The sequence below is a fragment of the Hymenobacter psychrotolerans DSM 18569 genome, assembly GCF_900142395.1.
GTDB classification, from domain to species: domain Bacteria; phylum Bacteroidota; class Bacteroidia; order Cytophagales; family Hymenobacteraceae; genus Hymenobacter; species Hymenobacter psychrotolerans.
On the sequence record NZ_FRAS01000001.1, the window covers coordinates 286,612 to 304,563 of the forward strand.

14 protein-coding genes are annotated in these 17,952 nt (G+C 61.5%); 7 read left to right on the forward strand and 7 right to left on the reverse strand.

Annotated features, from left to right (window positions below; genetic code table 11):
- Positions 1–269 precede the first annotated feature (269 nt).
- Positions 270–1,295 carry a hypothetical protein gene (locus BUE15_RS01185; RefSeq protein ID WP_244535846.1) on the forward strand — a complete coding sequence of 342 codons (1,026 nt, stop codon included), beginning with the start codon at positions 270–272 and terminating at the stop codon, positions 1,293–1,295.
- An 80-nt stretch (positions 1,296–1,375) separates the two neighbouring features.
- Here the strand turns inward: BUE15_RS01185 and BUE15_RS01190 are convergent, their stop codons facing one another.
- From BUE15_RS01190 to BUE15_RS01210, 5 genes are all read right to left on the reverse strand, one after another.
- On the reverse strand, positions 1,376–1,750 hold the full coding sequence (locus tag BUE15_RS01190) for a carboxypeptidase-like regulatory domain-containing protein (RefSeq protein WP_170865162.1): 375 nt from the start codon (positions 1,748–1,750) through the stop codon (positions 1,376–1,378).
- A 374-nt stretch (positions 1,751–2,124) separates the two neighbouring features.
- The gene (locus tag BUE15_RS01195) at positions 2,125–3,696 is read right to left on the reverse strand and encodes a DHA2 family efflux MFS transporter permease subunit (protein WP_073280861.1); all 1,572 of its coding nucleotides are present in this window, start codon (positions 3,694–3,696) and stop codon (positions 2,125–2,127) included.
- Positions 3,697–3,804: 108 nt separating this feature from the next.
- Positions 3,805–4,908, reverse strand: coding sequence for an HlyD family secretion protein (locus BUE15_RS01200; RefSeq protein WP_084548741.1), 1,104 nt, complete (start codon positions 4,906–4,908; stop codon positions 3,805–3,807).
- Between the two features lie 70 nt (positions 4,909–4,978).
- Positions 4,979–5,395 (reverse strand): universal stress protein, encoded by a 417-nt coding sequence (locus tag BUE15_RS01205; RefSeq protein WP_073280863.1) that lies wholly within the window; start codon positions 5,393–5,395, stop codon positions 4,979–4,981.
- Between the two features lie 110 nt (positions 5,396–5,505).
- Entirely contained in the window at positions 5,506–6,807 is a 1,302-nt protein-coding gene (locus tag BUE15_RS01210; RefSeq protein ID WP_211617557.1) for a TolC family protein, read from the reverse strand.
- 237 nt (positions 6,808–7,044) lie between these two features.
- Here BUE15_RS01210 and BUE15_RS01215 point away from each other — a divergent pair, with 237 nt between their 5' ends.
- Positions 7,045–9,144, forward strand: a complete 2,100-nt coding sequence (locus BUE15_RS01215; RefSeq protein WP_073280865.1) for a sigma-54-dependent Fis family transcriptional regulator — start codon at positions 7,045–7,047, stop codon at positions 9,142–9,144.
- 56 nt (positions 9,145–9,200) lie between these two features.
- On the opposite strand, the gene BUE15_RS01220 is transcribed toward BUE15_RS01215, so the two are convergent.
- On the reverse strand, positions 9,201–11,693 hold the full coding sequence (locus tag BUE15_RS01220) for a M1 family metallopeptidase (RefSeq protein ID WP_073280866.1): 2,493 nt from the start codon (positions 11,691–11,693) through the stop codon (positions 9,201–9,203).
- A 196-nt stretch (positions 11,694–11,889) separates the two neighbouring features.
- On the reverse strand, positions 11,890–12,030 hold the full coding sequence (locus BUE15_RS22150) for a hypothetical protein (RefSeq protein ID WP_211617559.1): 141 nt from the start codon (positions 12,028–12,030) through the stop codon (positions 11,890–11,892).
- Between the two features lie 125 nt (positions 12,031–12,155).
- On the opposite strand from BUE15_RS22150, the gene BUE15_RS22450 reads away from it, so the two are divergent.
- From BUE15_RS22450 to BUE15_RS01240, 5 genes are all read left to right on the forward strand, one after another.
- The gene (locus BUE15_RS22450; RefSeq protein WP_262987453.1) at positions 12,156–12,281 is read left to right on the forward strand and encodes a hypothetical protein; all 126 of its coding nucleotides are present in this window, start codon (positions 12,156–12,158) and stop codon (positions 12,279–12,281) included.
- Positions 12,282–12,402: 121 nt separating this feature from the next.
- Positions 12,403–13,722 carry an AAA family ATPase gene (locus tag BUE15_RS21240; protein WP_170865163.1) on the forward strand — a complete coding sequence of 440 codons (1,320 nt, stop codon included), beginning with the start codon at positions 12,403–12,405 and terminating at the stop codon, positions 13,720–13,722.
- Between the two features lie 2 nt (positions 13,723–13,724).
- Complete coding sequence (locus tag BUE15_RS01230) at positions 13,725–14,759, forward strand: 5-methylcytosine restriction system specificity protein McrC (RefSeq protein WP_073280867.1); 1,035 nt, start codon at positions 13,725–13,727, stop codon at positions 14,757–14,759.
- Between the two features lie 335 nt (positions 14,760–15,094).
- Positions 15,095–16,300, forward strand: a complete 1,206-nt coding sequence (locus BUE15_RS01235) for a TonB-dependent receptor domain-containing protein (RefSeq protein ID WP_244535847.1) — start codon at positions 15,095–15,097, stop codon at positions 16,298–16,300.
- Positions 16,301–16,312: 12 nt separating this feature from the next.
- The gene (locus BUE15_RS01240) at positions 16,313–17,782 is read left to right on the forward strand and encodes a RagB/SusD family nutrient uptake outer membrane protein (protein WP_073280869.1); all 1,470 of its coding nucleotides are present in this window, start codon (positions 16,313–16,315) and stop codon (positions 17,780–17,782) included.
- Positions 17,783–17,952: the final 170 nt, after the last annotated feature.

Consider the following 17,952-nt stretch of genomic DNA (forward strand, 5'->3'; position numbering starts at 1 on the left):
TCAGCTGATGGTGATGAAACTACAGCCATAACACCTGCTTACCCAAAAAATTCGGTTGCGCCAGAAATCCGCCCTGCGCTCAGCCTCCGCAGCAGGCCGGCGGCCGAAATGGTACAGCAATTAACCTCAGTGGTTTAGCCGATGCGGCACAGAAATTCAGGCCCGGCCGCCGAGTTGCTGTGGAAGAGGCCAAACAAAATGCCCACACGTATGCGGTTCTGCATCGGAAGACGTAACTTTCGGCAACACCTTCCCCCATTCAGTTTTCAGTGCGGTATTTTTCTTCTCTCAGCCTTGGGCTCACCTCGTTAGGTCTTGTCCTTTCTCTCACCACTCTGCCGGGCTGCGGCTCCCGCTCCGGCACCGATTCGGAGAATGCCACCGCCGCCGTTGATTCCGTTGCGAAGCCCGTGGTAGTAGACACGCTGCAGCTTAAGCGGGAGGCCATGCGCCGCGACTCGCTCAAGGCCGACTCCATCGTGAAGGCCAGCGGGCAGCTGCCGGGCGCTATTCTGCCGGGCAAGCGGATTGTGGCCTTCTATGGCAACATCCGGGCGAAGGGCATGGGCATTCTGGGCCGGGAGCCGAAGGAGCAGATGCTGGCCAAGTTCCGCAAGGTGCAGAAGGAATGGCAGGAAGCTGACCCCAGCATTCCGGTGCAGCCGGCTCTGCACAGCGTAACCATCACGGCGCAGGCTGCCGCGGGCAAAGACGGCAAGTACCGCCTGATGAACTCCAAAGCCACCATCGACGAAACGATTCAGTGGGCCAAAGACAACGGCTGCATTGTGTTCCTGGACGTGCAGGTGGGCCTTTCTGACCTGGAAAATGAGCTGCACAAGCTGGAGCCCTGGCTGAAAGACCCCATCGTGCACCTGGGCATCGACCCGGAATTTGCCATGAAAACCAAGGGCGTGCGGCCCGGCAAGAAAATCGGCACCTACGACGCCAAGGACGTCAACTATACCATTAATTTCCTGGCGCGCATCGTGAGCGAAAACAAGCTCCCGCCGAAAGTGCTGACCGTGCACCGCTTCACGCAGGGCATGATTACGAACACCAAAAACATCAAGCTAGACCCGCGCGTGCAGGTGGTGATGCACATGGACGGCTGGGGCAACCCCACGCTGAAAAAGGACTCGTACAAAGCCTACATCGAGAAGCAGATGGTGCAGTACACCGGCTTCAAGCTGTTCTATGAGTACGATGCCCGCCCCGCGCCCCACCACATCATGACGGCGAAGGAAGTGCTGGCCGAGCTGAACCCCAAACCGCTCTACATCCAGTACCAATAGCAGCGGCACTTACCGGCCCCCATGCAAAGACCCGCCAGCGAGTAGCTGGCGGGTCTTTGCATGGGTGTGCAGGGAACGGGTTATTTGATACCGCGCTGGGCCCGGCGGGCGCCGCCGGCCAGTACCGGAGCGGCCGGGGCCTGCTCGGAAGGAAGCAGGGTGATGTTCTGAGTGCCGCCGCCACGCACGGTTACTTCGTCATCGGCGTAGCCAACGTAGCTGAACAGGATGACGCTGCGCCCGGCAGCCAGCGGCAGCAGGTAGTTGCCTTCGGCATCGGTGCTTACCCCGTAGGGGCTGCCCTTCCAGACCACCGTAGCGCCTACCAGCGGCCGGCCTTCCTCGTTTAGCACCCGGCCTCGCACGGCAGTTGCCTTTGTGCTGGCCGGACTGGCGTCAGAACCGTTGCTGCCACTAGCTGTGGCGGGCTCTCCCGACAGAAGGCTGGAAGACACAGCGGCCAGAAACAGAAAGCGGCCAAAAGCGGAACGGAGGCGGACAGGGAGCAACAAGGCGGGAAGAAGGAAATAGGAGCGCAGAACGTGGTACCTGAGAATCAGGAGAATAAGCTACCATTAGCATAGCTGTATTAGCTTATACAGAGTAGTTATTGGACTTCTAGCCTCTTCTCAGTAGCGCAATATTACCATGTTTTAATTTTATGCAGAATATTTTATCTTAAATAAATTCAACTCATCGGACAGAAGTCCGTTTTTGCGAGACGAAAAATGCTTGCAGCCCGATGAACGGGTTTTTACCTGCCTGCACATAACAGGCCGCCCCGGAAATCCGGGGCGGCCTGTTATGTGTGTCAACTTAGGGCGGCGGGTTAGTGGGCCGCGTTCAGGTCTACCTTCTCACCGGGACGCGCCGTGCGGATAAGCAGCACCAGCGGAACGCAGATCAGAAAGAACGAGCCGATGAGCAGGAAAATCTGGCCGTAGGTGATGATGGATACCTGTTTCATCAGGGTGCCTTCCAGGGCGGCATAGGCTTGCTGCTGCGCCTGCAGCAGGCTGGAGCCTTTGCCCATGAAGGCACCCGTGAAAGCCTGCAGGCGCTGCTGCGTTTCGGGGTCGTAGAGCGAGATGTTGGGTAGCAGGGCCACGCGGTTGGTAGCAATGGAGCGCTCCAGATACGTGCCCACCAGCGCCACACCAAACGAGCCGCCCAGTTGCCGGATCATGCCGGTGAGGCCGGCTGCCTGCCCGGCATCTTTACCACTGAGCCCCGACAAGGACATGGTGGTGATGGGCAGGAAGAGCAGCGCCAGCCCGAAGCCGCGCAGCATCAGCGGCCAGAAAAAGTCGTCCTCGCCGGCAGTGGGCGAAAGCTGCGTGCTCATCCAGTACGAGAAGACGAAGAAGATACCGAAGCCAATGGGCAGCAGCACTTTCTGAGGCACGCCCCCCTGAATCATCTTCCCGACAATGGGCATCATCATGCCGGACAGCAGTGCGCTGGGCAGCAGAATAAAGCCGGTTTGGGCGGCCGTGAAGCCCAGAATACGCTGGCAAAAGATGGGGAACACAAACACCGAGGCAAACAGCCCGAAACCCAATACAAACGACAGGAAAGCCCCAATTGAGAGGTTGCGGCTCCGGGTGAGCACGCGCAGGTCCACAATCGGGTCTTTGGCCGTTAGCTCGCGCACGATGAACCCGACCAGCCCAACCACGGCCAGCACCGTGAAGCTGACGATGTAGAAGCTTTCGAACCAGTCTTCGGACTCGCCCTGCTCCAGCACCAGCTGCAGCGAGCCAACGCCCAGCACCAGCAGAAACGCGCCCGCCCAGTCGATCTGGCCAAACGGACGGCGGACGGCATTTTTGATGCGCTCCGGGTCCCGAATGAACATAATCGTGAAAATGGCAGCCAGTATGCCCACCGGCACGTTCACGTAGAAAATCCAGGGCCAGTCGTAGTTGTCGACGATATAGCCGCCGAGAGTGGGGCCAATGGTGGGCCCGATGATAACGCCCATGCCGAACAGCGCCTGCCCCAGGGGCAACTGCCGGGGCGGAAACGTATCAATAAGAATAGCCTGCGAAGTAGCCATAAGGGCACCGCCCCCAATGCCCTGAATGAAGCGGAAGGCCACCAGCTCCCAGATATTGGTGCTCTGCCCGCACGCCATAGAGGCCAGCGTAAACAGAATAACTGAGAACAGGTAGTAGTTGCGGCGGCCAAACTGCTCGGCCAGAAAGCCCGTCATCGGAATCACAATGACGTTGGCAATGCCATAGGATGCCACTACCCAGGTTACTTCCTGCTGCGTGGCCGATAGGTTGCCCATCATCTGGGTCAGGGCCACGTTTACGATGCTGGTGTCAATAAGCTCCAGCAAGCAGCACATCACCACCGTAATGACGATAATCCACTTGGTAAATCCGGTTTCCATGAGAGGCTAGGATGTGAGAAACGAGAAGTGAGAACTTAGACTTTCCGCTCGGCCGGGGCTTTGCGCAAAAGTCCTGGTTCTCACTTCGTAGCGCTCAGGTCAGAAAATTTACTTGGTTTTCACCGTTGCCACCACGCTCATGCCGGCGCGGAGCGGGTGCTCCGGGTCCACTTTGTCGAGCACGATTTTGACGGGAACACGCTGGGTCACTTTCACGAAGTTGCCGCTGGCGTTGTCGGGGGGCAGCAGCGCAAACCGCGCGCCGGTAGCGGCCGACAGCGACTCGATGTGGCCGGCAAATTCCCGGTTCGGGTAGGCGTCTACTTCCACTTCCACCGGCTGGCCCACTTTCATGTTGGCCAGCTGGGTTTCCTTGAAGTTGGCCACTACCCAGGTTTTTTCCGATGCCACAATGCCCATCAGCTGCTGGTTAGGCCCTACCAACTGGCCGGGCTGTACCGATTTTTTGCTAACGAAGCCGTTGACGGGCGCCGCAATGGTAGTGTAGCTCAGCTGCAGCTTGGCGTTGTCGAGGTCGGCCTGGCGCTGCTTCACTACGGCTTCGGCCACCGCCACCTGCTGGCGGGCGGCTTCTACCTGCTGGCGCGCTACCTGCACCTGCTGCTGGGCCGTGTTGCGCTGGGCGCTCGTCGATTTGAGGTTAGCCTGCACGGCATCGTACTCGCTCTGCGGGATGATGTCCTCTTTGCGCAGAAACTCGCTCCGCTTCAGGTCTTTCTGCAGGCGGGCCTGGTTGGCGTCGCTCACGCCAATGGTGGCCTGAGCCGTGCTGACGTTGGCCTGGGCGGTGCCCACAGCGGCGCGGGCGGCCACCACGTTGGCTTGCGCAGCGGCCAGAGCTGCTTCAGCGGCATTCACGCGCTGCTGGTAGTCAGCGGGGTCTACGGTCAGCAGGATGTCGCCTTTTTTTACGGACTGGTTGTCGTCTACTTTCACTTCCAGCACCGGGCCACTCACGCGCGGCAGAATGGGGTAAATGTCGCCCTCTACCTGCGCATCGTCGGTTTCTTCGTGGGTCTGGCCGAACTGGTAGCGCTGCCAGCCGAAGTAGCCGCCTATCAGCAGCACCAAAGCCAGAACGATAAGAATAATGGGACGCTTGGAGCGGCCTTCCTGTTCCTCAGCCACCGGCTCGTATGCGGCAGAAGGTTGGGGCGCGGCGGCCGGATCGTGTTGAGCGGGGGTTGCCATAGGGGTACTTGGTTGTTCGTTGTCGTTGTTTGGAAAGAGGTGGCAGCTGCGCTACATGGGCAGGCTGGTTTCAGGCTGACTGGCGGTAGGCCTGGGAGCAGCCTGGTTTCACGAGCAGCGTGACGCAGGGCGCGGTGCGCACTACAGTTTCGGCGGTGCTGCCCATCAGGAAGCGGGTGAGGCCCGTCTGGCCGTGCGCTCCAATTACAATCATAGCGGCGGGGTGGCGGCGGGCTTCGGCTACTATTTCCGCCGCCGCGTCGCCTTGCGTTACTGCCGTCGTGACACGGGCGCCGGCCGCCAGCGCGGCCTCACGGTGCAGGGCCAGCCGCTGGGCCAGCTCTACATCGTTGGTGGCGGGCAGCGGGCCGGGCTCCAGCACGTGCAGCAGCCGCAACTCCCCTCCCGTACCGGCCGCCAGGGTTGCCGCGTACCGTACCAGTGCTTCCGTGGCGGCAGAGAAGTCAATCGGGCACAGAATGGTCATAGGAGGGGAAGAATAGGACGGTGGAATACTAGAAAGCATGAGCCTGAGCAGATACCGCAGCGGCGAGAGAGTATAGCCTTAAGAAAAGCAGCTCCTCACCTGCCGCATGGCTACCAGATTTGCTCGCCGGTAGCGCGCTTGAGCTGGTACTGGCCCAGCGTGTAGTTGTAGATGGCCTGCAGCCGGGCCAGCCGGGCCTGCGCCAGCGAGGTTTCGGCATCCAGCACGTCCAGGTTGTTGCCTACGCCGTAGCGGTAGCGGGCCTTGGCGCGGGTCAGGGCGTCGGTGGCCTGGTTGATCTGCAGCAGGGCGTTGTCGTAGCGGGCGGTGCTCGACTCCAGGTTGTTGGCCGCCTGCCGTACGTCGGCGCGCACTTGCTCTTCGGTATCCTGGATGCGGGCCTGGGAGCCCCGGATGTTGGCCAGGGCCTCTACCCGCTGGTTTTTGTTTTTGTTGCCATCATAAATCGGCACCGAAAGCTGCACCACGCCCACCGAGTTCGGCCGGATTCGGTCGAGGTCGGGCTGGTAGCCGTTTTTGGCGCCCAGTTGTGCCCCAATGCCCAGCAGAGGCAGGTTGCTGCGCTCAATCAGCTTCAGGTTCAGGTTGGCCGTTTGCTCGGCGTCGCGGGCCAGCTTGATTTCCGGGCGGTTGGCCGTAGCCTGCGCCAGCGCACCGTTCAGATCAATGGCTTGCGGCTGGTAGGCAAACACGCCCCGCACCGGCACCTCCACGTATTCCGGCTTGTGGAGCAGGCGCGCCAGCTGTACCTGTTGGTTGCGCAGCTGGTTCTGCAGATCAATGCGGGTGTTCTGGGCCTGCGTAATGCGCACCTGCGTGGTCGTCACATCGAAACGAGTGCTGACGCCGCCTTCCACGCGCTTCTCCATCTCGCGCTGGTGCTGCTGCAATGACGCAATCTGGGCGTCCTGCACCCGGATGCTTTCCCGCACGAACAGGATGTTGTAGTACGCCTGCACGGCCGAATACGCCAGGTCGCGGCGCGTCACGTTGATCTGGTCTACGGCCGTCAGGCGGCGGCTTTCGGCCAGGTTGTAGGTGGCGTCCTTCTTGCCGAAATCCAGCAGCCCGTATTGCAGCGTGATATGCGCGTCGTAGTTGTTGTTGGGCGCAAACTGAAACGCCGGCCCTTCCGGGCTCAGCTGCAGCTTCACCACCGGGTCGATGCGGGTGTAGGTGGCGGTGCCCGTAATCTGGGGCAGGAAACCGCCACGGCTCTGCGTTACGCGGCTGGTCGCGGCATTCACCTCTTCTTCCAGAGTAGTAATGGCCGGGTTGGCATCCAGTACGGAGCGAATTGTGCCGTCCAGGGTCAGCGAATCGGCAATAATCGGCCCCTGCTGCGCATGGGCCGCGCCGGCTGTCAGCAGCCCCAAGGCTACAAGCGGCACGGCAAAAGTTGGTCGGGAAAGCATACTGATGTACGACTTGGTAGTACCTGCCCCTTACCTAACCCTGTGCCAGTACATTAAAATCATTTTAATACACCTCTAAAACGTGTTTAATAAGCAGTAAACGAAGATTATTTTTTTCTACGCTACCATACTCACTTTATCCTGAGCGGCTGTTTATCCTGCTATTTGAGGAATGCCTTATCTTTATTCCTGATATTTAAGTAATATACGCCCATGCCGGACCAAGACGACTCGCTGCTGCTTTACCTCAATGAGGCCATTGCCATTACCCGCAACAAAGAAGACTTATTCCGGAGCGTGACGGAAAAGCTGCGGCTGATTTTTCCCTTCGATGCCATTACCATCATCACGCTTGATGCGGATCTGCAGTATCGCCGCGTGTTTCTGCGCGACTATCTGGGCGAAATTCTGCTGCCGGAGCAACCCGGCTCCCGGTCTGAGCGGGCGCCGGTAGCCGGCTCCCCTATTGAGCAGTTCATCAAGTCCTACAACCTGCGGCAGTACGACCTGCAGGAGCTGCTCACCCAATATCCCGACTATCCGCCTTTCACGACGCTGATGAGCCGGCAGATGCGCTACTTTACCGTAGTACCGCTGCGCACCGGCGGGCGCCTCACCGGGCTGCTCTCTTTGGTGGCCCGGCGCCGGCCCGAGCTATCCGAAATGGATGCTGATCTGCTGGAGAAGATTGGCAGCCTGGTAGCCGTGGCCGTTACGAATGCGCTGGCCTTCGAGGAAATTGCGCGCCGTGAGCAGGAAAAAACCATGCAGCTGGCTCTCACCAACGCGCTGCTCAGCATCAAGGAGCGGGGGGAGCTATTCCGCGCTATTGCCAATGAGATTAACCAGGTGGTACCCTGCGACTATTTCGGCGTGCGGGTGCGCGAGCCGGATTCGCCGGTGCGGGCCATTGCAGAGTTTCGCAAGCAGCCGGACGGCACCTTTATGCTGCTGAATGAGAGCCACTCTGATGCCCTGCCGGACATCCATACGGCCAAAGAAGCCGTAGCAGAGCTGTTTTCGGAACCCGCCGTCTATGTAGGAGAGGAATTCGAGGAGCTGGCCGGGCAGTACAGCATGCTGCGCCACATCCGGGACAAGCGCGGCACCCGCTCCATGCTCTGCGCGCCGCTCCTCGACACGACCGACGACCAGGCCGCGGCCCTCATCCTGGCCAGCCATCAGCCCTTTGCTTTCACCACTGAAATGCTGGAACTGGTTCGGAGCCTGGTGCCCCAGATCCGGCTGGCCATTCAGAACGTGTTTGCCTTCGAGCAGATTGATGCGCTGCGCACGCAGCTGGAGCGGGAGCGCACCTACCTGATTGATGAGATAAACACTTCCGCCGCTGCCCGCCTCGACGATTTTGTGGGCGGCAGCAACGCCATGCAGCAGGTGTACACCCGCCTGGCGCAGGTGGCCCCCACCGATACCACCGTCCTGATTACCGGCGAAACCGGCACCGGCAAAGAGCTGGTGGCCCGCGCCTTACACAACCTGTCGCCGCGCCACGAGCGGGCCCTCGTCAAGCTCAATTGTGCCGCGCTGCCCGCCCAGCTCATCGAGAGTGAGCTTTTTGGGCATGAGAAAGGCGCTTTTACCGGCGCCCACGACCGGCGTATCGGTAAGTTTGAGCTGGCTGATGGCGGCACCATTTTCCTGGACGAAGTAGGGGAGCTGCCGCTGGATCTGCAGGCCAAGCTGCTGCGGGTGCTGCAGGAAAAGGAGTTTGAGCGCATTGGGGGGCGGCGCGTTATCCAGACCGATGTACGGGTTATTGCGGCCACCAACCGGGTACTGGAAGACGAGGTAGCGGCCGGCCATTTCCGCGCCGACCTCTACTACCGCCTCAATGTGTTCCCGATTCGGCTGCCGGCCCTGCGGGAGCGGCCCGAGGATATCGAGCCCCTGATGCGGCACTTTCTGGAGCGCTTCACCAAGCAGATGGCCAAGCCTGTGCGCGGCCTGCGCGAGCGGGACCTGAAGGCGCTGCGCCAGTACGGCTGGCCCGGCAATGTGCGCGAGCTGGAGCATGTGCTGGAACAGGCCGTAATTGTAAGCCAGGGGCCGTTTCTGGAGTTTGCGGGCTTTTCGGCCGCGGCGCTGGCGGCCCCGGCTGCTCCCGAAGCAGGCGGCCCACTCAAAACCCTCAAAGAGCAGGAGCGCGACCATATTCTGGCGGCCTTGCACCGCACCGGCGGCCGTGTAAGCGGCCCCAACGGCGCGGCCATGCTCCTCGACATCAACCCCAAAACGCTGGAGGCCCGCATGAAAAAGCTGGGCATCCGGCGCACGGTAGTAGCCGGCGACTAATGAAAACGCCCTTCCGACGGCTGTCGGAAAGGCGTTTTCATTAGTCGCTGAACTGGCTAGTTGGCGGCCTGAATTTCGGCAATGGCTTTGTCGGCTACCTGCTGGTTAGCGGCCAGGTCGGGGCTGCCCGCCTGCTCCTTCAGCGCCTCCTGCATCATGCTGATAACCGGCTGGTCGGCACCGTAGCGCTTAAACTGGATGGCAATGGCTTTGAGGCGGTCTACACCTTCGGCAAAGGCTTTTGGCTCGTTGAGGCGCGCCAGCATCATTCCCAGGCTCTCAAAATACTGGGCTTTGCCCTGGTTGCTGGCCGCGTCGAACTTGTCGCGCACGTAGTTCCACTGCGCTGTGCCGCCGTTGCGGGCGTATACGGCCACCACTGCCTGGGCAATGCTGCTTTGCTCGGAGCCTTCGAGGGCCTGGGCTCTGCTCAGGGCCAGCTTCGGATTGACGGCACCCAGCGCCTGCAGCGCGGCCGCCTGCACCGCATACGACTGGCTGCTGCCCAACTGCTGCACAAACAGCTTCTCGTCGCGCTTGTCTTTGGCCTTGGCCAGCGCCGTCAGCATCATGGCCAAAGCATGAGGGTCTTTCTCGGAGGCAGCCCGCTTGCGCAGCGCCGGCACCGCCGTTTTGGCTACAGTTTTGTCGTCGAGCTTCAGACGCTCGGCGGCCGCCATGCGCAGGTTATAGAACTTGTCGTTGAGGCCGGCCAGCAACAGCTTTACAGCCGCCGGGTCGGTGGTTTGCTTGGCTGCGGCAGCCAGCAGGGCCTCGCGGCGCGCTACGAACAACGGAGCATGAGCATATTGATACGCAAACTCCGCCAAAGACTTATTGTCCGTCTGCTTCCACACCAGCGTCTTTTCCGCGTCCACATCCACCAGATCAGGCTTCGCCGACAGCGGCATGGTGAACGTCTGGCTGGCCTGCTTCATCACCACACGCTGGCGCTGGGGCTTGCCGTTCACGTAGTAGTCGATGGCGAAGGGCAGCTGAAACACCTGGCCCGGCTGGTTCTGCTTCACCGTCACGGACTGCACCTTGCTGGCAGCGTCCCAGGCATAATCGATGCTGACCACGGGGTGGCCCGTGCCGAAGTACCACTGGTTGTAGAACCAGTTCAGGTCCTGGCCCGATACGGCCTCCATGGCCAGACGTAGCTGGTGCGCCTCGCCATTGCCGAAGGCGTTGTCTTTCAGATATTTCTGCAAGCCCGCAAAAAACACGTCGTCGCCGAGGTAGGTGCGCAGCATGTCCAGAATGGCGCCACCCTTCTGGTAGCTCACCAGGTCAAACATGTCCTCTTTGTCGGCGTAGTGGAAGCGGACAAGCTGCTTCTGCGCGTCGGCCGGGCTGCCCAGGTAGTTGCGCAGGTTGCGGTGCTTGTGCGCGTCGCCGGCGTCGGCACCGTAGCGGTGCTCGGCGTAGAGGCCTTCCGAGAAGTCGGCCAGCGACTCATTCACGGTCAGGTTGCTCCAGCTTTCGGCCGTTACCAGGTCGCCGAACCACTGGTGAAACAGCTCGTGGGCAATAACGGATTCGTTCTGGTACTCGCGGTCCACGAGCTCCTTGTCGGTCATCTGCACAAAGTCGCCGTGCAGCGTGGCCGAGGTGTTTTCCATGGCTCCGCTCACGTAGTCGCGCACCACAATCTGGCTGTACTTGTTCCACGGATACTCCACGCCCAGGCGGTTCGAGAAGAACTCCAGCATGTCGGGCGTGTTGCCGAAAATCTGCTTGGCGAAGGGCGCGTACTTCGGCTCCAGATAGTAGCTGACCTCCTTGCCGCGCCACGTTTCCTTGTGCACCTTGAAGTCGCCGACGGCCATCATAAACAGGTACGGCGCGTGCGGCAGCTCCATCTTCCAGGTATCGGTGCGCAGGCCGGGGCCGGCGGGCGCCTGGCTGATAAGCGCCCCGTTACTGAGCGTGACATACTTGCTGGGCACCGTCATGCTGATTTCGGAGGTGGTTTTCTGGTTCGGCCGGTCAATGGTCGGGAACCACGCCGACGAAGCCTCCGTCTCGCCCTGCGTCCAGATCTGGACCGGCTTGCCTGCCACCGCACTGTCGGGGTTGATGAAATACAGGCCCTTGGCGTCGGAAATAGCGGCACTGCCGGCCACTTTCAGCTCATCGGGCTTGGCCGTGTACTCGATGTACACAGTGTAGCTCGTGCCGGGCGCCATCTTCTTGCCCAGGTAGATGCGCAGGTTGTTGCCGTCGGAATAGTCGAATTTCAGCGGCTGCAGCTGCTGGCCGTTCACCAGCGCCACGGTCTTGATATCCATGCCTTTGGCGTCCAGCCGCACTGAGTCGGTGGCGTAGGCGTGGGGCTTGAGCGTCACCCACTCCTTGCCGTGCAGGTGGCGCTTGGTATAGTCGAAGCGCACATCCAGCTTGGTATGCACCAGGTTGTTGGTTTTGGTGGCCGAAGCGCGGTACACCTGCAGCGCAGGATTGGCGGGAGCCGCTGGTGGTGCTTGCTGAGCCAGGGCAGCAGTGGTCAGCAGCGAACAGGCCGCGGCGGAAAGCAGGTGTTTCATAGGTTAAGTAGGATAGAAAAGAAAGGGAAGGCAAAGTCACTACATCGGCGCGAAGGCTGCAGCTTCTGCTGAGCCTACCGGGCAGCGGAGGTTGCTGCTACAAACATATCATTCGGTAGTATGCAAAGCAAGGTACTATGTATATAAATATATCTTCCTACCTATTGCCAGCTTTTTCAACGGCTTCCTCGGGAAACTACTGTAGCGTGCCCGCCTTCATTTTGCGCAGCGTCTGCTGAAACCCGGCGGCTGGCTCTTTGGCCTGCTTGGCCTGGCCACGGCCCGCTGCTGAGCGGCCGTAACGGTGGCGGCCGTGAGCAGCACTGAGTGGATACAACGGGTGCCAAGGTAGGCAGAAGCCCGAAACCGCGCCATATCGGGCTATAAAATCCCGGCATTCAGCAGCGCCGGGCAGCCGGCTGCGTACACCAGGGCATCTGTTCATTTCAGCCCCTCACCCCCATGGCTCAGCCCACCACCACGCCCCAGCATACCGACCCCGCCACCAAGCGCGACGAAAAGAAGAACGAGGAAACCGTGAAGGACAAGCCCGACGGCAAAAAGAAAACCACGCAGAAAGGCTCCTAAGCTCTTTCACTGCGCCAACAAGTCCGGCCGCCTGGCGCAGCCGGACTTTTTTGTGGGCCAAACTTTCGGTAGAGTGGAGCCAAATGCGCCACGAATGCGTTTTGCCCGTACTTTTAGCCGAATGCCTACTCCCACCCTCGACCCCACCCAGCTCACCCGCGAACAGGTGCTGCGGGCCCTGCGCCAGATGGACCGCGAAGGGCCGCGCATGCCGCTCAGCACCGTCTACGACCTGGTGTACCGGGGCCGGCGCTACGCCCCGCGGGCCGTGGCCAAGCTGGCTTATCAGCTGGCTACCGGGCAGCCGGAGGCAGCGTGGCCGCTGCCGGCCGGGGCGGCTACCAACCGGGTGCTGGAGCAGCTCGATTTCACCATTGCCACCAAGCGCCCTACCCTTGCCAATTCGCCGCTCGATGGCGACGTAGCCGCGCAGCAGGCCATGCAGGAGCTCTATACCGGCCGCGAATCGGCCCGCGGAGCCTCCGCCAGGAGCAGGCTGCCAGTCTCATCGGCTCAGCCGGCAGCTGAAGTGCAGGAACCCGCCGCGCCGTATGCCCCGCCAGCCGCGCCTTACGACCAGGCAGCGGCGCGGCAGGAACTGTTTATTTCCGATGACCGGCTTGAGGCGGCTCTGGCAGCGTTGCGCCGCCGCCGCAACCTGATTCTGCAGGGTCCGCCGGGCACCGGCAAAACGTTTCTGGCGCGGCGCCTGGCGTGGCTGCAGCAGGGCACTACCGACATGCGCCGCACAGAGCTGGTGCAGTTTCACCCCAGCTACAGCTACGAGGATTTTGTGCAGGGTTTCCGGCCCGATGCGCAGGGCACGTTCCGGCTGCAGGATGGCGTGCTGCCCGGCTTCTGCCGGCGGGCGGCCCAGGACCCGGAGCAGCCGTATTTTCTGCTGATTGATGAGCTGAACCGCGGCAACCTAAGCCGCATTTTCGGGGAATTGCTGCTGCTGCTGGAGGCCGACAAGCGCGGCCCCGCCCACGCCGTGCGCCTGCCCTACAGCCCAGCCGACGCGCCCCGCTTCTTTGTGCCCGAAAACGTGTTTGTTATCGGAACCATGAACCTGGCCGACCGCAGCCTAGCGCCGCTGGACTACGCGCTGCGCCGCCGCTTCGCCTTCGTGGAAACGGTACCGGAGTTTGGGTTGCCGCTGCACCGCCTACTGGCCGCCCAGGGCGTGCCCGCCGCCGTTATTGAGCGGCTCACCCAACGCCTCAGCGCCCTCAACCACACCATCACCGATGACCCTGACCTGGGACCAGCCTTTCAGATCGGGCACAGCTACTTCTGCGCGCCGCCCGCAGAGCCAGCCGCTGCCGATGCATGGCTGACCCTGATTCTGGAGCAGGAAATTGCGCCGCTGCTCGATGAATACTGGCTCGACCAGCCGGCCCGCGCTTCGGCCCAGAAGAAAAAACTACTGGCCCGGTAGCCATGCTGATTCCGATCCGCAACCTCTATTACCTGCTCTGCTACGCCTGGAACCGGTTGCCAGAGCGCGAGGAGCTATTGGCCATAGACTCGTCTTCATTCCATCGGCCGCTGGAGTTGCTGGGCCATGTGTTGCTAACGGGCACCCGCCGGCTGCTGCGCCAGGGCCTGGCCGTGGGCTACACCGAGCGCACCGAAGAGTTGCCCGAATTGCGCGGCCGGCTGCTGCTGGCCCCTACCCTCGCGCGCAACCTGCTGCCTCAGGGCCGGGGCCTGTGCCAGTTTGATGAGCTGAGCCCCGATACGCCCTTCAACCAGCTGCTGCTGGGCACGTTGCACCAGTTGGCCCGCAGCCGCACCCTGCCCGCCACTTTCCGCCACGACCTGAAACAGCTGCTACGCCGGTTTCCGGCCGCCGTGGCTCCGCTGCCACTTTCCGCCGCCAGCCTGCGGGCCGTGCGCCGCCTGCGGCCCACCGGGCTGGCGGCCTTTCTGCTGAATGTGTGCGAGTTGGTCTACCACAGTGCTTTGCCGGCACCGGAGGCTTCCGGCCGTTCCCGCTTCCGCGACTTTCGCCGCGACGAAGTGCTGATGGCCCGGCTGTTTGAGCAGTTTGTGCGCAACTTCTACCGCCTGGAGCAGCGCCGGTTCCGGGTAGCTTCCGAAACGATTCAGTGGCAGGCAGAGGCCGAGTCGGAGGAGGCGCTGGCCCTGCTGCCGGCCATGATTACGGACACGTCGCTGGAATCCCCGGACCGCAAAATCATCCTCGATACCAAGTACTACGCGGCGGCCCTGCGCACCCGCTACGACCAGCAAAAGCTGATTTCGCCGCACCTCTACCAGCTCTACGCTTACCTGCAGAACCAGCCCACAGTGCCCGGCCAGCAGCTGGAAGGCATTCTGCTTTATCCGGCCGCCGCTCAGGCGGTGGATATGCGCTACACCCTCGGCGGCCACCCCGTCCGCATCGTGACGGTGGACCTGGCGCAGCCCTGGCCGCAGATTTCGGCGGCACTGCTTTCGCTGATTAGCTGAGCGGCCAGCTGGTGGCCCCGCGCCACACTACCTGGTGGCCTGCCCTGCAACCGCTGTTTGAGTTTGCAAACCCGCTTCCAAGGCACATTCTGCCCCGCGTCAAACCCCGGAGCTACGGCCGTTGCTCTCGAACTCGGCCAGCCTTCCGCGGCCGCTCTGCACCTTCCTTTTTCCGACTTGAATGCCCGGCTCGGCTTCCGAGTACAGCCGGGCATTTTCATGCGGCTACATCGTGTCGGAGGAAGAGTTCTGGAAAGCGGCTCCCTTCGGTGAGGCACTCAACTTCCTCAAGTTTACGGGCAGCTACGGCGAGGTCGGCAACAGCCAGGGCGTCGATGACTTCGCTGCAGACCTACACCTCCGGCCTGTACGGCGCGGTTCCGACGCTGTATTTCAGCGGGGCCGGCAACCAGGCCCTTACCTGGGAGACCAGCAAGAAAACCGATGTGGGCTTCACGTTCGGGACGCTGCAGGACCGCCTGCGGGGTGACTTCTCCTACTACCACAACCTGGTGGATGGCCTGATTCTGCGGGTACCACAGGCGCCGTCCAGAGGTATTCCGGCCGGCGTTCCTGGCGACGTTACCAACGTCAACATCAACTCTATTCTGGGCAACGTGGGCTCGATGCGCAACACGGGCATCGAGTTCAACCTGACGTACAACGCCATCCAGAAGAAAAACTTCAGCTGGACGGTTAGCGGCAACATCACGACGCTGAAAAACCGGGTGCTGACCCTGGCCACAGAAGGCCAGCGCATTGGCACCGCCACCTCGGGCCTGGAAACGGCAAACTTCACGGAAGTGGGCCGCTCTGTAGGCGAAATTCTGGTGGTGAAATCGTTGGGTGTGAACCCGGCCAATGGGCAGCGCATGGTGCGCATCAAGAACGCCGACGGCACTTTCACCACGGTGCAGTACAACCACCAGGGCACACCCGCCGGCACTACCGGCTGGACGACGCTGGACGGCGTAGCATCGAGGGCCCCCAGCCAGCTCGCTGATAGCGACTACTACGGCCCCACCCTGCCCAAATGGTATGGCGGCTTCGACAACACGTTCACGTTCAAAAACTTCGACCTGGGCATCTTCCTGCAGTACTCGGGCGGCAACTACATCTACAACGGCACCAAGTCGGGGCTGCACGACCAGCGCTTCTGGAACAACGACGCCGACATTCTGGACCGCTGGACCCCGGAAAACACGGGTGGCTCGTGGCCCCGCGTGGTATTCGGCGACAACGTCTCGAATGGCTCGGGACTGGTGATGTCGGAGAACGTGGAAAAGGGCGACTTTGTCCGGCTACGGAACGTGTCGCTGGGCTACTCGCTGAACTCGGATCTGCTGAGCAAATACAGCATTGCCAACGCCCGGGTATACGTGCAGGTGCAGAACGCGGCCCTGCTGACCAAGTACTCCGGCATCGACCCGGAAATCTCCACTAACTCCACTGGTACGGCCAGCAACACCGGCGCCGGCGTCGACCGCAACTCGGTTGGCCAGGCCCGCACGTTCACGGTAGGCCTCAATATCGGTTTCTAACGCAGCAGTCTGATGACGACTATAAAGAAAAAGATTACGGGAGCGGCTTGCTTCCTGCTTGTTGGGCTGGGCACCTTTTCCTGCAAGGACGAGCTGCTGGACCCGGTTCCGCAAACCACCTTCAACAACCAGGTGGTATTTGAAACGCCCGCCCGGATTGCACTGCAGGTAAACTCGCTCTACAGCTACCTGAAGGTGGGCAACTTCCTGGGCGGCCGCTACCAGGTGTACGGCGACATCCGGGCCGATGACTTCCTCAACAAAACCTCGAACCTGGTGACGGGCACCAGCGTGTGGAACCACACTGTCACGGAACAGTCGCAGAACGACGTTATCAACCTCTGGACGGCCGCCTATCAGGCCATCAACCAGATCAATGTGTTTCTGGTGGGCATGGACGCCAACATGGGCAAGTTTGTGGCTCCGGCCTTCCCGGCCGACTTCGCCACTACTACCGCCGTCAACTACAAGGCGGAGGCCCGGCTGCTGCGCGCGTTGTCTTACTACTCGCTGCTGCAGCTGTATGCCCGGCCCTACGTGGATGGCAATGGCAGCAAACCGGGCCTGCCGCTCCGGCTACAGGCCGAAACCGGCAATACCGGCAACGACCTGGCCCGCAGCACGGTGGCCGAAGTGTACGCTCAGATTCTGGAAGACCTGAACTATGCCGAGCAGAACCTGCCTCTCACCTACACCGATGCTTCGCTGCGCGTAACGCGGGCACACCGCAACACGGCCATTGCCCTGAAAACGCGGGTCTACCTCACGATGGCCAACTATGCCAAGGTGATTGAGGAAGCCAACAAGATAGTGTCGGCGGCGGCACCTTTTGCGGCCCCGTCCGGCGTTGCGCATACCCTGACTATTGCCACGGTGTTCACTACGCCGCAGGAAACGCCGGAGAGCGTTCTGTCATTCCCTTTCACGGCCCAAAACGCCCCGGGCACGCAGAACCAACTGGGCTTCTACTTCTCCAACGAGTGTAGCCTGAACCCGGCCGGCATTCTGGGCAACCCTGCGTGGGCCGCTACCGACGTCCGCCGCACCAGCTTTGTGGTTACCAACACGGCCGGCACGGAGTCGTTGCTGTCGCGCAAGTACCCCACACCTTCTCCCTACACCGACAAGGCGCCTGTAATCCGCTATGCGGAAGTGCTGCTGAGCCTGGCAGAAGCCCGGGTGCGGACCGTAGGTGCTACTGATGCGCGGGCACTGGCCCTGCTGAATGCCGTACGGGGCCGCTCGAACCCGGCCGGGGTGTACACCAGCTTCGCGGACGCCACGGCAGCTACCAACGCTATTCTGCTGGAAAGAAGAATCGAGTTTCTGGGGGAAGGCATCCGCAACATCGACCTGATGCGCCTGAACGCCACTATTCCGGGCAAGGGCTCGGTGGGAGCGGTGCCGCCCAGCAGCCCGCTGTACGTGTGGCCCATTCCGAACACCGAACTGGCCGCCAACGCCCTGATGACGCGCAACTAAAAAAGAGGCCTTCCCGCACCGGCGAAGGCCTCTTTTTTGATTCGGGCGGGCAGGCCCGGCTCCTGTAGCTTCGGCGGTGCGCAGAGCAGTGGGCAACCGCTGCGGCCACCGCCACAGAAACCGCCCGCAGCTATGCAGCCTCGCTACGACAGTTGCGTCAGTAGGTTGCG

What these genes read in the sequence shown, in the direction of transcription:
- BUE15_RS01195 (WP_073280861.1), bottom strand. Translation starts at nt 3,696, where the DNA reads ATGGAAACCGGATTTACCAAGTGGATTATCGTCATTACGGTGGTGATG.
- BUE15_RS01200 (WP_084548741.1), bottom strand. Translation starts at nt 4,908, where the DNA reads ATGGCAACCCCCGCTCAACACGATCCGGCCGCCGCGCCCCAACCTTCT.
- BUE15_RS01205 (WP_073280863.1), bottom strand. Translation starts at nt 5,395, where the DNA reads ATGACCATTCTGTGCCCGATTGACTTCTCTGCCGCCACGGAAGCACTG.
- BUE15_RS01215 (WP_073280865.1), top strand. Translation starts at nt 7,045, where the DNA reads ATGCCGGACCAAGACGACTCGCTGCTGCTTTACCTCAATGAGGCCATT.
- BUE15_RS01220 (WP_073280866.1), bottom strand. Translation starts at nt 11,693, where the DNA reads ATGAAACACCTGCTTTCCGCCGCGGCCTGTTCGCTGCTGACCACTGCT.
- BUE15_RS22450 (WP_262987453.1), top strand. Translation starts at nt 12,156, where the DNA reads ATGGCTCAGCCCACCACCACGCCCCAGCATACCGACCCCGCCACCAAG.
- BUE15_RS21240 (WP_170865163.1), top strand. Translation starts at nt 12,403, where the DNA reads ATGCCTACTCCCACCCTCGACCCCACCCAGCTCACCCGCGAACAGGTG.
- BUE15_RS01230 (WP_073280867.1), top strand. Translation starts at nt 13,725, where the DNA reads ATGCTGATTCCGATCCGCAACCTCTATTACCTGCTCTGCTACGCCTGG.
- BUE15_RS01235 (WP_244535847.1), top strand. Translation starts at nt 15,095, where the DNA reads ATGACTTCGCTGCAGACCTACACCTCCGGCCTGTACGGCGCGGTTCCG.
- BUE15_RS01240 (WP_073280869.1), top strand. Translation starts at nt 16,313, where the DNA reads ATGACGACTATAAAGAAAAAGATTACGGGAGCGGCTTGCTTCCTGCTT.